This window comes from Lentzea roselyniae (assembly GCF_039537795.1).
Lineage (GTDB): Bacteria > Actinomycetota > Actinomycetes > Mycobacteriales > Pseudonocardiaceae > Lentzea > Lentzea atacamensis.
Genome location: NZ_BAABBE010000070.1, coordinates 1 through 13,963, shown reverse-complemented (window position 1 = coordinate 13,963; position 13,963 = coordinate 1). Strand labels below are relative to the sequence as shown.

Below are 13,963 nucleotides of genomic sequence, written 5' to 3'. Positions count from 1 at the left end.
GGTGAGCTTACTTGTGCGCACTGCGCCCTTGCGGTCGTCGTTTGAACCGGAACACCAACGGCGGAACGGTGAAACCCGGATGTACCAGCGGCATGAGCTGCTGCTCGCCAAAAGCACGGGAGTTGACAACACCGGCGAACGTCGGTGCGACGGGAGGAATCCTTGAAACCCGTGGATCGGCCGGGGAGGGGCGTACCTTCCCGGTGATCGAGTAACTGGTCTCAAGCAAGCCGACGTTGGCGCGTCGGTTGGGAAGGTACGGCCCCATGCTGGAGCGTAGTGCCTGACCCGGCATCGGGTAATGACCGTCCGGGTTCCTCCGGTTCGTTGATCGATGAGTTGGTGCGCGAGGGTGCGCGGCGGATGCTGGCCGAGGCGGTGCAGGCCGAGGTGGACGCTTACATCGCCCGGTTCCGTGAGGAACTCGACGAGCACGGTCATCGGCTGGTGGTGCGTAACGGCTACCACCAGCCCCGCGAGATGCTCACCAGCGCCGGGGCGGTCGAGGTGACCGTGCCGCGGGTCGTGGGCGGACGGGATCCACGTCAACATCCGCTTGGAGGAACACAAACTCTGCCTCCTGGTGATGATCGGCGTCCGCGCCGACGGCCGCAAGGAACTCGTCGCCCTGGCCGACGGCTACCGCGAGTCCACCGAGTCGTGGGCGATCTGCTGCGCGACTGCGCCCGCCGCAGCATGCGTGCCCCGGTGCTCGCGGTCGGCGACGGGGCACTCGGGTTCTGGGGCGCGCTACGCGAGGTCTTCCCCGACACCCGCGAACAGCGCTGCTGGTTCCACAAGATCGGCAACGTGCTGGCCGCGCTGCCGAAGTCCGCGCAGCCCGGTGCGAAGAAGGCCCTCGCGGAGATCTGGAACGCCGAGGACAAGCGGCACGCCCTGGACGCGGTGACAGCGTTCGACGCCGCCTATGGCGCGAAGTTCCCCAAGGCCACCGCTAAGATCACCGACGACGTCGAGGAGTTGCTCGCGTTCTACGACTATCCGGCCGAGCACTGGATCCACCTGCGCACCACGAACCCGATCGAGTTGACCTTCGCCACCGTGCGCCACCGCACCAAAGTCACCAAAGGACCGGGCACGCGGGCCGCCGGGCTGGCGATGGCGCTCAAGCTCCTCGAGTCGGCCCAGGCCCGCTGGCGCGCGGTCAACGCCCCGCAACTGGTCGCCCTCGTCCGAGCCGGCGCCCGCTTCGAGAACGGCACACTCGTCGAACGACCCGACGAACACACCCCGGCATCAGCCGCCTAAAAGATCTTCGTCCACAGGTCTTGACGATTTCTCCGCTGGGCTCCGTGTCGGACCACTGCGGTGTTGTAGCCACCGTCCACCCATACCTTCGACACGGTCGGGTGGTCAACAGTGAGGCAATCGAGAACCTCTTGCCCGCCAACGGAGTTCTGAACCGATGCGGCAGTGACGATCACAACAAGCAAGAGCCCCAGTACACCGGTGGCGATGTGCCGCTTACGCCCCTTGATCTTCTTACCCGCATCGATGCCCTGGCTGGATTCGTTGACATTGCAGGAGGTTTTCACACTCTGCGAGTCGAGGATCGCAGCAGTCGGAGTGTCTTCTCGTCCACTTGCGACTCGGACCTGGTTTCGCAGTAGCTCGTGTAACGCTTCGGTGGTACCGTCAGCCTCCCACTTGGCGTAGTAGTCGTAGACCGTCTTGTAGGGCGGGAAGTCGTGCGGCAGATACGCCCACGCGATCCCGGTCCGGCACACGTACAGGATCGCGTTCACGATCTCCCGCAAGTCGTGCACCCGCGCCGCGGCTCCCGGCCCACGCCGGGCAGCACGCCACGCCGTCAGCGCCGGCTCGATCAACGCCCACCGAGCATCGGACAGGTCACTGGGGTACGCACGCCGAGGGCTCACAGTTGATCAACTTTAGAGGGATCGCCAAACGGACAGAGCGCCCCAAATCAAGATCAGATGCCCTCTTAGCCTCGAACCCAGGGATCGAGCCCTGGCTCTGGCGGTGACAGACCCTTGGATTCCCGATGAGGAACCTTCGCTCTCGCTGAACTCACGGGTTTTTGGGGGATTACTGGTGAGCTCATGTTTTCAACTGTCATGGATTCCCGCGTTGTGAGAGCCATTTCGGGCCTGTCGAGAGCTGGCGTAGCGGCTCCAGGTGATGCCTTCTTCGGCTGCTATTCGAGCGGTGGTGTCGGGGTGGATTCCGAGCATGGAGGCGACCACGGGACTCGGGGTGGTGTGCAGGAGTTCCCGCAGGGCGGTGGTTCGGCCGAGTTGGATCGGCATTCCAAGTTTGGAGAAGCGGTTGTTGAGCGTGCCCGGCGTGATGGGCTGTTCGGGACGTTTGCCTGGGAATAGCCAGTCGGTGTTGGCGTTCGGGCCCCGGTAGGTGTTGCGGTGTTCGAGGAGCCGGCGGGTCATGTCGTCCAGTGGTGGCGGCAGCGGGGCGGGTGGGTCACCGAGCCGGATGAAGACCTCGGGACCGATGATCGTGATGTCGGTGCGCCGCAGGCGGGTGATCCGGCTGAGAGGCTGGGCGTAGAGCAATGCCAGCAGCGCGATGAGGCGTTCGCGCAGTGGCCAGTCGGTCGCCGTGACCAGCGTGTTGATCAGTTCGTGCTGCTGTCGGCGTGGCTGGATTGTGGCCGCGGGCAGTGGTGTTCTGGGTGAGGCGTCGCCGGGGCATGAGCGCTGCTTCGACACCCACATCCGGGACAGATCCCGTAGCAGCGGCACTTCGACCGCCCGTGCGACCCTGTGGAAGTCGCACGGAACACACCCCGGGCCCTCTCCGACGATCAGTACGGCGGGGACGCCCATGAGTGACGGAATCGTCCCAGCGCTCGAGTTCGGCTACGCCGCCGCCGATCGAGCCGCCGCATCCGGCGTTGCACCCGCGAACGGTCTCTCGGGCTCGTCCAGGCCATCGCACCAGCGACGCGCACTGGACCTGAGGCGGACGGAGAGTCCTGGCCCCGGCGAAATGCCCAGCGGGCCCAGGAAGCCCCAGCATCGACGGCGCTACGCGGTGGTGGTGCTCGACTCCGACGGCAGGCTCAGCGACCAGCAGCTGTTCTCGCAGTTGGGCTGGGTACGGGGAACACGCGTTGACATCGGTGTGGGCGACGGCCACGAAATCGTCGTACGCCGTGACGAGGAAGGCGCTTGGGCGCTGACCTCCCGCAACATGGTGCTGGTACCCGCGCCATTGCGGCGCTGGTGCGGCTATGGCGCCGGCGGCCCGGTACTGGTGGTGGCGGTACCGCCGATGTCCGCCGTGGTACTGCACAACCTGGAGACCCTGGACCAAGCGCTACCCGATCCCAGAAGGATCGTGGAGCGGATGCGTCCCGCTGGCGCGCGGCCCGGTCTCGAAGTTCCGACGACCGCCGACACTACTGGCGATGGTAACGACGGCGAACTCTCATCCGGGCGTGGGTCCCATGCGGCAACCGGGCCCAGGGCGCGGCAGGTTCGGGTGATGGCCGTGAGTAGCACTCAGGCCGACGTGCAGGCGTTGGTCCAGATGATGCAGCACTTGAACGTGGAGCCGGAAGAACTCGTGGCTGCCGCGAGACCACAGAACATACCGACCTTCGAGCAGTTCATGCCGCTGGTGCGCGCCGCGACGTCCCCCGCGACGCAGATCACCTTGCGCGCCTACTGGAACACGATCGTTACATGCTGGAGCACGCGCAGACTGCACGAGCTGACCCCACGCGATGTGGAGGAACTGTACGAGCACGTCCGCGCCATTGCACAACGGCGCCATAACCATGCCGACGGCGTCGGCGCAGTACATCACACGTACTACGCGCTGCAACGCGTGTACCGATTGGCGATGGAACAGGGGATACTGTCGTCGCGGCAGAACCTGATGGCGAGGGTGCCTAATGGGCGCCTTCTCGTTGAACGCGAAGCAGAACGGTCGGCACGGCGGCCGGACCGCGGAACGTCAGTTCGGTGTGGTCGGTCACATCTCGGCGAGTTTTCGGGCATACCTCGGAGAGGTCAGATGCCAAGCGAGGCTTCCGGTGATCCAATGCTTGAGCCCCTTGACGAACATCGCCGTCTCGGGTGAGCGGTCAGTGCTGAGCAGCTTGTGCTGGAGGGCGTCGAAGTCGCGCGTCCGCGTCGACGCCATGCGGGCGGCGAGCACCTCCGCCTTCTCCCAATCGGAGTCGGTTTCCTGGCGTAGCACAGCGACCAGGTTGTTCAGCTCGCCGTGACCCACCTCCTTGCCCACCGAAGCCACATCATTGCTCCAGCAAACGATGTCGTTGGTTGCGGCGCGCAGCATGGTGATCATGGGGCCCGTCTCCCGTGTGACGGCCACGGCGGCCGCCTTCTGGCGCTCGATGAGGTCGATGCAGGTCTCCACCGCCCCACTGTCGCGCCGCAAGTCGATGTAAGCCGCGAGAGAAGGTGCGGTCCCCGTGCGGGCCCTGCTCATCTCGCTTCCGTACGAGCGGCAGTACTGGTCCACGTGATGCCGAAAGCGGCCGCGGAGTTCGGCGCTCATCTCTCGGCTGATCTCGGCCCACAGTTCGACCAATGCCCTGGTCACCGCGCTGGTCGGTTCAGTTGGTGGCGCTCCGTCCAGCGGGAGGAAGCCAAGGACGCCCTTGTCGATGCCTCCCTCCTGTGGCGCCCGGTTCTCGTCGAACTCGTCGTCCGCGATGAACAGCCAAGCGCACCATTTCGCATAGATCAACAGGTCCGGTGCGTCGGGGTAGACGTATGCGGCGCATTCCCCGAACCGTGCCTGTTGGAACCTGCTCCGGAGTTCGGGTGTACCGAGCAGGTCAGCGCCCACCGCCCACTCGAATAGTCGATTTTCGACATCCGCCACTGAAACAAACGTGTTAATTCGAGCCTTGTAGGGGCACCAGATTTCCAGAAGTCCATCGTGCACCGTGTCACCACCAAGAAGTGAGATTCTCTCGGAGAGTGCGTAACGTAATTCCGTCAACGTTCGGCCTAGACCGCTTGGCGGGTCACCTTGTACCTGCATTTGAGGCTGCTTGCCCGAACGGGCAACCTCACAAACCCGGATGGCCGTAACACCCAAGGTTCCGCTGGTCGTGGGCCACACCGTGCTGTCAGGCTCAGCGCGTCGCGGACGGGGGCGACCGTGCCCGTCGGCCCCGCGTAACCGCTCTGTTGCCTGAAAGTGCACCACTGCCCACTCCATGATCGCTCGATCAACTCAGTCGATACACCATCTGGACGCCAAGATCTTCGCGCTATCAGCGTCATAGCGCCTCTAGTGCTCCAGTCGGAGTCCCCGATGCGGGGGGCATCTGTTGACCGACAAGCGCGCTGCTACTCCTCACACCGTGAACTCACATCCACCAGGAACCGGCGGGCACAGTCATTCGACTAGTGCGTTGCCCGAGCAATCCTGAGTGCCTCGTCGACGAGGGTCTCGACGATCTGGTGCTCGGGGACGGTTTTGATCACCTCGCCTTTGACGAAGATTTGTCCTTTGCCGTTGCCGCAGGAGACGCCGAGGTCGGCTTCTCGTGCTTCGCCGGGGCCGTTGACCACACAGCCCATGACCGCGACTCGCAGCGGGTGCGGGAATCCGTCGAAGGCGGCTTCGACCTTGGCGGCGAGGGTGTAGACGTCGACCTGGGCGCGTCCGCACGAGGGGCAGGAGACGATCTCCAGCTTGCGGGGACGCAGTCCCAGCGACGCGAGGATCTGGGCGCCGATCTTGACCTCTTCCACCGGCGGGGCGGACAGGGAAACCCTGATCGTGTCGCCGATGCCCTCGCTCAGCAGGACACCGAAGGCGACGGCGGATTTGACGGTGCCCTGTGGTGGTGGTCCGGCTTCGGTGACGCCGAGGTGGAGGGGGTAGTCGCAGCGTTGGGCGAGCAGCCGGTAGGCGGCGATCATCACCAGCGGGTCATGGTGCTTGACCGAGATTTTCAGGTCGCGGAAGCCGTGTTCCTCGAACAGGGAGCACTCCCACAGCGCGGACTCCACCAGAGCTTCAGGGGTGGCGTGGCCGTGTTTGGCCAGCAGCCTAGGATCGAGGGACCCTGCGTTCACCCCGATCCGGATCGGGACTTTCGCGGCGGTGGCGGCGGCGGCGATCTGTTTGACCTTGTCGTCGAACTTCTTGATGTTGCCGGGATTGACCCGGATCGCGGCGCAGCCGGCGTCGATGGCGGCGAAGACGTAGCGGGGCTGGAAGTGGATGTCGGCGACGACGGGGATGGGCGACTTGGCGGCGATGGTGGGTAGTGCGTCGGCGTCGTCCTGAGAGGGGACGGCGACACGGACGATTTGGCAGCCGGCGGCGGTGAGTTCGGCGATTTGTTGCAGGGTGGCGTCGATGTCGGCGGTGGGTGTGGTGGTCATGGACTGCACCGACACCGGCGCGTCTCCTCCCACCGGGACATGACCGACCATGATCTGGCGGGTGCGGTGTCTCGGGCGGACCGTCGTGGCGAGCATGCCGAGGTTGACTGCTGTCATCGCGTGGCTTCCTCGTGCTGGTGGATGGTCGCGAGGCGCTTGAGCACGGTGGTGGCGATGCCTTCGGCGTCGAGGCCGTGGGTGTGCAGGATGTGGTCGCGGGTGGCGTGCGGCAGGAACCGGGCGGGCAGCGCGAAGGTCGCCGCGCAGGTGGTGGCGCCGATGGCGGCCAGTGCCTGCGCGAGACGGGCACCGAGCGCGCCGGTGGCCGTGGTGTCCTCCACCGCGAGCACGAGCCGGTGTCGCGCGGCGAGCCTGAGCAGTTCCGGGTCCAGTGGCGCGGTCCAGCGCGGGTCGACGACGGTGACGTCGATGCCCTGTGCGGCGAGTTCGTCGGCGGCCGCCAGGCAGGGTGCGGCGAGTGGGCCGACGGCGACGATCAGCGTCTGGGCTGCGGGTGTCTCGCGCAGCACGTCGCTGTGTCCGATCCGGCGGACCGCCGGGATGTCTGGTCCGGCCGTGGTTTTCGGGTAGCGAACCACCGTGGGGCCGTCATGCACGGCGACCGCTTCGCGCAGCAATTGGCGCAGGCGGGCGGGGTCGCGGGGCGCGGCCAGGCGTAGTCCCGGCACGACCGGGAGGACGGAGGCGTCCCACATGCCGTGGTGGCTGGGGCCGTCCGGGCCGGTGATCCCGGCGCGGTCCAGGACGAAGGTCACCGGGAGCCGGTGCAGGGCGACGTCGAGCAGCAGTTGGTCGAACGCGCGGGACAGGAACGTCGAGTAGATCGCGACCACGGGGTGCAGTCCGCCCATGGCCAGACCGGCGGCGGAGGTGACGGCGTGCTGCTCGGCGATCCCGACGTCGAAAACCCTGTTGGGGAAGCGCTCGGCGAAGGCGCCGAGGCCGGTGGGGTGGAGCATGGCGGCGGTCAGGCACACGACGTGGTCGTGTTCGGCGCCGATCGCGGCGATCTCGTCGGCGAACACCGACGTCCAGGTGGGGCGGACGTGCGCGTTCGGCTTGCCGGCGGCGGGATCGACGACACCTACGGCGTGCAGGCAGTCTTCCTCGTCCTGCTCGGCGGGCTGGTATCCCTTGCCCTTGGTCGTGGTGACGTGCACCAGGACCGGTCGCCGCAGCGCCGTCGCCCGGCGCAACGCGCCTTCCAGCTGCGCGGTGTCGTGCCCGTCGACCGGGCCGAGGTAGGCCAGGCCGAGACCGGCGAACAGGTTCTGCCCGGACTCGCGGGTCCACGCGCGCAGCCGATCGTCCCGGCATCGCCGGAGCTCGGCGAGGTGATGAGCGAAGCCACCGATGGTCGGCGAGTACGAGCGGCCGTTGTCGTTGAGCACGATGATCACTGGACGCTGCGGTGCCGCGGCGATGTTGTTGAGCGCTTCCCAGCACATGCCGCCGGTCATGGCCCCGTCGCCGACCACCGCGACCACCCGCCGATCCGCTTGCCCGCGCAGCGTGAACGCCTTCGCCAGACCGTCCGCATAGGACAGTGCGGTGGAGGCGTGCGAGTTCTCGATCATGTCGTGAGCGGACTCGGCGCGCGAGGGGTAGCCGGACAGCCCGCCGGTCTTGCGCAGGGTGTCGAAGCCGGCGCGCCGCCCGGTGAGGATCTTGTGCACGTAGGCCTGGTGCCCGGTGTCGAACAGCAGCACGTCGCGCGGGGAGTCGAACACTCGGTGCAACGCGATGCTCAGCTCCACGACCCCCAGGTTCGGCCCCAGGTGACCGCCGGTCCGGCAGACCTTGTCGACGAGGAACGCGCGGATGTCGGCGGCCAGCGCGGGCAGCGCCGTGGCGGGCAGTGCGCGCAACGCGGCGGGATCGGCGAGGTTCTCCAGCAGTGCGGTAGTCATGATCGCCTCACGGTGATGGGCAGGCCGAAGTGCTGGATCTCTCTGCTGGTTTCGTGTTCGATGACGGTGACCGGCCCCAGCCCGCCCAGGGTGGTGATGACCGCCTCGACCAGGTGCGACGGCGCGGAAGCCCCTGCGGTCACCGCGATCTTGCCGGCACCGGCCAGCCACTCCGGCCGGATGTCGCCCGCGTCGTCGATCAGATACGCCGACGTCTCGCACCGCTGGGCGAGTTCGACCAGCCGCTGTGAGTTCGACGAGTTCGCCGAGCCGACCACCAGCGCCAGGTCGGCCTCGGTGGTGATGGCCTTCAGTGCGTCTTGCCGGTTGGTGGTGGCGTAGCAGATGTCGTCCGAGGCGGGGCCGCGCAGCGCCGGGAACCGGGCACGCAGCGCCTTGATGACCTCGGTGGTCTCGTCAACCGCGAGCGTGGTCTGCGTCAGGTAGGAGACCTGTGCCGGATTGTCGACGACCAGGTTGTCCACGTCGTCGACGGTTTCCACCAGCACGGTGCGCTCAGGTGCTTCACCGAGGGTGCCTTCGACCTCCTCGTGCCCGGCGTGCCCGATCAGCACCACAGTGTCCCCGCGGCCGGCGAACCTGCGTGCTTCGGCGTGCACCTTGGTCACCAGCGGACAGGTCGCGTCGATGACCTCCATGCCGCGGCGCGCTGCCTGCGCCCGCACCGCGGGGGACACGCCGTGCGCGGAGAACACCACCGTCGCCCCGTCGGGAACGGCGTCCAGTTCGTCGACGAACACCGCGCCCGCGGTCCGCAGGCCGGCGACCACGTGGATGTTGTGCACGATCTCCTTGCGCACATAGATCGGGCCGTCCCGCTGCTCCAGCAACCGCTGCACGATCTCGATCGCCCGGTCGACACCCGCGCAAAACGACCGCGGTGAGGCCAGCAGCACCGTCCGCGGCCGGACCACCGCCAGCCAGGTCGCCAGCGTGGTGGCGGCGATCGCCTGGCCGACCGGGTCGTGCGCCGCTGCCGACAACCCGAGCCCGACCTGGTTGCCGGCAGCGGGCAGCACCGCGGTGAAGCTCATCGGACGAGGAGAGCGCCGATCGGTGCCGTCCAGCACGGGCAGCGGGCCGCTGATCGGCGTGACACCGCGTCGCCGCAGGTCACCGAGCACGGCCTCAGCGGCGTGGCACCAGATCGAGGGCTGACCGGGGATCAGCAGCCGATCGGCCACCAGCACCGAGTCCGCGGGAACAGACGTGTTCATCCAGTGACCTCCCCAAAGCGGTTGGGGCCTGTATCAGAAGTCAGTGATCGCGGTGGGCGGCGAGCCGGGCCAGGGCGGCGAGCTCGACACCCACCCGCGAATCCGGAGCGGCGAACCGCAGGCGTTCCAGCGCGTGGTCCAGCAGCTCGTCGGCCTGCGCCCGGCTCCAGGCGCGCCCACCCGCGGCGTCAACCAGGTCCGCCGCCCGGACCAGATCAGCGTCGGCCAGCGGCCCGTCTTGGCGGTACAGGGCAGCGAACTCCTCGCCCGGCGGGCTGCCGGAGTTGAGCGCGGCGACCACCGGCAGGGACTTCTTACGGGTCCGCAGATCCGCGTGCACCGGCTTGCCCGTGACCGCCGGATCTCCCCAGATACCCAGCAGATCGTCGACGTGCTGGAACGCCAGACCCACCAGCCGCCCGAACGCACGCAACGACGTCACCACACCCGCGTCGGCACCGCCGAACAGGCCACCGAGGGCGCACGCGGCGCCCAGCAGTGCGGCGGTCTTGCCCTCAGCCATCGCCACGCACTCGGCCACCGTGACATCGCCGCGGCGTTCGAATGCCAGATCCGCGCTCTGCCCGTCGATGAGCTCCTGCACCGCACCGCCGAGCACTCGCATGCCTGCGACTGCGGAGGGATGCCCGCTCGCGGCCAGCACGTCCAATGCCGCTGTCAGCAACGCGTCACCGGCGAGAATCGCCGCGCTGGCACCGAACACGCTCCACGCGGTCGGCCGGTGGCGGCGGGTGAGATCCCCGTCCATCACGTCGTCGTGCAGCAGCGAGAAGTTGTGCACCAACTCCACCGCCGCGGCCGCGGGCGCCGCGGCAACCGGATCACCCCCGACAGCCTCGGCCGTCAGCAGCACCAGCACGGGCCGCAACGCCTTACCACCTGAGGCATCCAGCGGATCACCGTGCTCGTCCCACCAGCCGAAGTGATAACCGGCGACGCGCCGCATCGACCCCGGTAACCCGTCCACCACCGAACGCAGAACCGGATCAACCGCCGCACGACCCCACCCCAGCACCTCGCCGCCGGCGCGTGCACCCGCCAGCCTCCCCACACCCACCACGACCTACACCTCCACCCACCCCAGGCCGCCGCCCGGCCACCGGGCGACGTTGGGCATCAGGTCCAGTAGGCACCGAATCGGGCGCCACGGAAAGGCGCCACGACCTACCAACGTGTCAAACGTTCGGCCATGTTTCACACTCTGGACCTGACCACGCGCTACGCCAGCGCGGGGAACCTGCACCATCACCCGCCCGGCGAGCACATCCGGGACTGAGTGGAAAATAGCGCATACAGACATTTCGGCCCGAGGCGGATCGTGAGCACGTCACCGTGATCATGCATTTCGCACAGGAACCGCAGTGGGTGGGCGCACGAGCGGAACGATGTGACCCAGAACAGGAGTGGCGCCGCCAACGAGTGGCGGAGTGGGGCCGGTCATGAGACACCTCCAGTGTTGAGGTAGGGAGGCCACGCGGGGTTGTCCCAGTCCTGTGGGCGGTAGCGACTTGATTCGTGGTGGAACCAGTACGTCGAGGAGATCCAGTTGCGCATGTTGAACACGCAAGACTCCACAGCGGTCCGTATCTTGCGTGTGCATCGCCCGGCGTTCCACAGCGCTGGTATCTCGCTTTCTGCTTGCCCGAATCGGGTGATGCAGTCGATGACATGCAGCCGGACGGCCGCTTGGGCCTGCTCCTCATCGAGCCCTTCGTGATGCATGAAGCAGATCCCGAGGTTGTGTATGTCGCCCGCGGCGATTTCCTTGGGCATGGAGCACAGATCGTTGTAGCTGGACGCGAACTCCTGGCTGGCATGCGCCGCCCGCTGATAGGTGTCGTCAAGTTGGATGGACGGCGGAAGCTCACAGCCGGCGGTCAGTTCCAGCAGGTCGATCCACACGTCGTGGCCGAACGTCCAGCGTCGGAGTTGCAGGTAGTCCGCGACGGTGGGAACTTGGTTTACTATCAGATTGCGATATTCGCGGTCGTAGGCGACGAAAATCCCGTCCATGTGTTCGGCGAACCGCTCATCCCATGCCTGCCCGAGCTGGCCGAAGATCCGGCCGACCGAGTCTGCGAACGCCGCTACCAGCGGCTCAGGATGATCCCGGTGCTGAGCCGGGTGCCGCAGCGACTGCCGCAGCTCCGCGCTCAACTGCCACCACTGCTGATCACGACGATGCCGCACGTCGATGCTGTGCCGGTCGTCCCAGAGGAAGAACCAGGCGCTGAAGTCCGCGATCGCCTGCACGACCGAGGAGGAGTCACCGACGTAGTAGCCGGCGATCAGGTCGGTGTAGCAGAGCAGATCCTCGCTGTAGGTGTTGACCACATCATCGGAAATCAGCCGCTGCTCGACGATCCACTGCAGCGTCGTCTCCCGCAGTTGCCAGCGATAGGGATGCCAATGCCGGGTGAATTCGTTTTCTACCACGGCCAGCCTTGTCGTGGCCGGCACCGTCCGAGACGCATCGGAGCACTCGCTGTCCGGGCGGTTCTGCGCGTTGTGGCCGGCGTGGACCATCGGGTCAGCCTTCTCCCTGTTCGGGTGCGCTAAGCGCTGCGGTTCATCAGAAACGCGAGCAGGTCGCTCAGCCGGAATCCAGGCCGCTGTCGGCCACTGCGGCCGCGATCTGGCCGGTGAGGTCCACCAGTTCGATCGCATGTCCTGTGGCGATCTGGAGTACCACGCGAGCGAGGCGGAAACCTGCGGAGTACCGGGTGGGACTCCGGCTCGTACCGGCCGGAGCCATGAGGATGTCCGGTGCTCGAGAAGTCACGATGGCTCCTTCGGTCGGAACGTCGTTGTGTGGGTCGACATCTTCGGTCAGCGCACTTCGTGCGGTGTGCTGATCAACGACATCGAGTAAGGCCTGCGTCAGGACATGAGGCGATATATCGGCATCCGCACACGGCAGATCCTTGCGGTGAATGGGTATTGCTGTGGGCTGATGTGAGCGGCGACTGATCGACTGCGGTGCTGTTCACGACGGCCCCTGTGCCGGCTGACTCGGCGTCAGCCTGTTCGGCGAGCCGTGTGGTGTGCGCCAGCAACGTCTCCACGATCTTGTGCTCCTGCGGGTCGTGGTGCTTGACGCTGTTCTTGATGTCGTGGAGGTCGTGTTCGGCGAACAGAGACGCCTCCCACAGCGCCGACTCCACCAGCGCCTCGGGGGTGCCCCTGCCGTGTTTGGGCAGCAGCCGCAGATTGAACGACCCGGCGTTGACGCCGATGCGGATCGGTGTGCCGCGGTCGCGTGCTGCCGCGGCGGTCTCGCGGACCTTGTCGCCGGACTTCTCGATGTCGCCCGGATGGACCCGCACGCCGACGCGGCCGGCGTCGATGACGGCGAAGACGTACCTGGGCTGGAAGCGGATGTCGGCGATGAACAAGATCTTGGACTTGGCCACGATGACCTTGAGTGCGTCGGCGTCGTCCTGGGAGGGAACGGTGGCGCGGACGATGCCGCAGCCGGCGGCGGTGAGCTCGGCGATCTGCTGCAGTGTCGATGTTCGCGGTGACGGTGGTGGTCATCGACTGTACGGAGATCGGATGGTCACTGCCCACCGGGACCGGTCCGACGCGGAGTTGCCCGGTGAGTCTTCGGGGAGGATTTGAGCCCATGACCGCTACCCTTCTCGGGCATGGTGCCGGGGTCACAGATCGTGATAGGCGCCTCGCCCATTGTGATAGAAGTGAAGATCGGCATCGACCCGGCGATGGTGTGAACGTTTGACACGGTCGTGCCAGCTCAAACGAGATCGACAGCACTGTCCGTCACCGACGTGACAAGTGGGAACTTGTGACCGGCGCCGGATCCCAGGTGCGTCGGCGACCACCCGGTCCGCGCGTCGGCCAAGTCGCCGAGAAAAACCTGCGGCAGGCGGCTTGACATCGGGGCATTGCGGAACGATCGCCTCTCCCTCTGATCGCTGACTACGCCCGTTCTCGCACGCGCGTTCGCGACGCGGTGATAACCGAGAAAGTCAAGGAGGTCCACCACGGGCTCACAACAAGTTGCCGATGTCGGTCAAAAGGCAGTATTTCGAGCTGATCAAACAGGGTATGAAGGGCGCGGCGGCCGCTCGCGTGGTCGGTGTGTCGGCCAGCTGCGGATCGCTGTGGTTCCTCGATGCTGGCGGGGTGCTCGTCGACGATCCCGGCCCGATCTCACCCCGTTTCCTCACCCAGGACGAGCGGATCGCCGTCGCCGACGGCCTGCAGGCCAAGCAGTCGATCAAGGACATCGCCGCCTCGATCGGCAAGAGCTTCCAGACCGTCTACCGTCTACCGGGAGATCGACCGCAACAGCAAATCAGACGGCCGCTACCAACCATGGTGGGCTCACAACCAGGCGCTGCTGCGCAGAAAACGCCCGAGGGCCCGGAAGACC

11 protein-coding genes and 2 pseudogenes are annotated in these 13,963 nt (G+C 66.6%); 3 read left to right on the top strand and 10 right to left on the bottom strand.

What is annotated here, in order from left to right:
* The first annotated feature begins 279 nt into the window (after positions 1 to 279).
* Positions 280 to 1,269: pseudogene (locus ABFX45_RS44765) on the top strand (IS256 family transposase).
* Here the strand turns inward: ABFX45_RS44765 and ABFX45_RS44760 are convergent.
* A complete protein-coding gene (locus ABFX45_RS44760) occupies positions 1,266 to 1,901 on the bottom strand; it encodes an IS5 family transposase (protein WP_346137200.1) in 636 nt (211 codons plus the stop codon). The pseudogene ABFX45_RS44765 and the gene ABFX45_RS44760 overlap by 4 nt on opposite strands.
* Positions 1,902 to 2,090: 189 nt before the next feature.
* Positions 2,091 to 2,708: a hypothetical protein gene (locus tag ABFX45_RS44755; RefSeq protein WP_346137199.1), complete on the bottom strand. Its 618-nt coding sequence runs from the start codon at positions 2,706 to 2,708 to the stop codon at positions 2,091 to 2,093.
* A gap of 325 nt (positions 2,709 to 3,033) precedes the next feature.
* Here ABFX45_RS44755 and ABFX45_RS44750 point away from each other — a divergent pair, with 325 nt between their 5' ends.
* The gene (locus tag ABFX45_RS44750; protein ID WP_346137198.1) at positions 3,034 to 4,086 is read left to right on the top strand and encodes a hypothetical protein; all 1,053 of its coding nucleotides are present in this window, start codon (positions 3,034 to 3,036) and stop codon (positions 4,084 to 4,086) included.
* Here the strand turns inward: ABFX45_RS44750 and ABFX45_RS44745 are convergent.
* From ABFX45_RS44745 to ABFX45_RS44710, 8 genes and pseudogenes are all read right to left on the bottom strand, one after another.
* On the bottom strand, positions 3,979 to 4,857 hold the full coding sequence (locus ABFX45_RS44745; RefSeq protein WP_346137197.1) for a terpene synthase family protein: 879 nt from the start codon (positions 4,855 to 4,857) through the stop codon (positions 3,979 to 3,981). The genes ABFX45_RS44750 and ABFX45_RS44745 overlap by 108 nt on opposite strands.
* Positions 4,858 to 5,387: 530 nt before the next feature.
* Positions 5,388 to 6,494: a flavodoxin-dependent (E)-4-hydroxy-3-methylbut-2-enyl-diphosphate synthase gene (gene ispG, locus ABFX45_RS44740; protein ID WP_346137196.1), complete on the bottom strand. Its 1,107-nt coding sequence runs from the start codon at positions 6,492 to 6,494 to the stop codon at positions 5,388 to 5,390.
* The gene (locus ABFX45_RS44735; protein ID WP_346137195.1) at positions 6,491 to 8,308 is read right to left on the bottom strand and encodes a 1-deoxy-D-xylulose-5-phosphate synthase; all 1,818 of its coding nucleotides are present in this window, start codon (positions 8,306 to 8,308) and stop codon (positions 6,491 to 6,493) included. Before ABFX45_RS44735 ends, ispG begins: the two co-directional genes overlap by 4 nt.
* Positions 8,305 to 9,546, bottom strand: coding sequence for a 4-hydroxy-3-methylbut-2-enyl diphosphate reductase (gene ispH, locus ABFX45_RS44730; RefSeq protein ID WP_346137194.1), 1,242 nt, complete (start codon positions 9,544 to 9,546; stop codon positions 8,305 to 8,307). The genes ABFX45_RS44735 and ispH overlap by 4 nt, the downstream gene beginning before the upstream one ends.
* Before the next feature lie 40 nt (positions 9,547 to 9,586).
* Positions 9,587 to 10,627, bottom strand: a complete 1,041-nt coding sequence (locus ABFX45_RS44725; RefSeq protein ID WP_428834298.1) for a family 2 encapsulin nanocompartment cargo protein polyprenyl transferase — start codon at positions 10,625 to 10,627, stop codon at positions 9,587 to 9,589.
* Positions 10,628 to 11,004: 377 nt separating this feature from the next.
* Complete coding sequence (locus ABFX45_RS44720; protein WP_346137193.1) at positions 11,005 to 12,093, bottom strand: terpene synthase family protein; 1,089 nt, start codon at positions 12,091 to 12,093, stop codon at positions 11,005 to 11,007.
* 67 nt (positions 12,094 to 12,160) lie between these two features.
* A complete protein-coding gene (locus ABFX45_RS44715; protein ID WP_346137192.1) occupies positions 12,161 to 12,349 on the bottom strand; it encodes a hypothetical protein in 189 nt (62 codons plus the stop codon).
* Positions 12,350 to 12,647: 298 nt separating this feature from the next.
* A pseudogene (locus ABFX45_RS44710) lies at positions 12,648 to 13,194 on the bottom strand (flavodoxin-dependent (E)-4-hydroxy-3-methylbut-2-enyl-diphosphate synthase); the annotation flags it as partial.
* Between the two features lie 399 nt (positions 13,195 to 13,593).
* Here ABFX45_RS44710 and ABFX45_RS44705 point away from each other — a divergent pair.
* Positions 13,594 to 13,963, top strand: a 370-nt coding sequence (locus tag ABFX45_RS44705) for a helix-turn-helix domain-containing protein (protein WP_346137191.1), incomplete at its 3' end; no start/stop codon positions are given.

What these genes read in the sequence shown, in the direction of transcription:
- ABFX45_RS44735 (WP_346137195.1), bottom strand. Translation starts at nt 8,308, where the DNA reads ATGACTACCGCACTGCTGGAGAACCTCGCCGATCCCGCCGCGTTGCGC.
- ispH (WP_346137194.1), bottom strand. Translation starts at nt 9,546, where the DNA reads ATGAACACGTCTGTTCCCGCGGACTCGGTGCTGGTGGCCGATCGGCTG.
- ABFX45_RS44720 (WP_346137193.1), bottom strand. Translation starts at nt 12,093, where the DNA reads ATGGTCCACGCCGGCCACAACGCGCAGAACCGCCCGGACAGCGAGTGC.
- ispG (WP_346137196.1), bottom strand. Translation starts at nt 6,494, where the DNA reads ATGACAGCAGTCAACCTCGGCATGCTCGCCACGACGGTCCGCCCGAGA.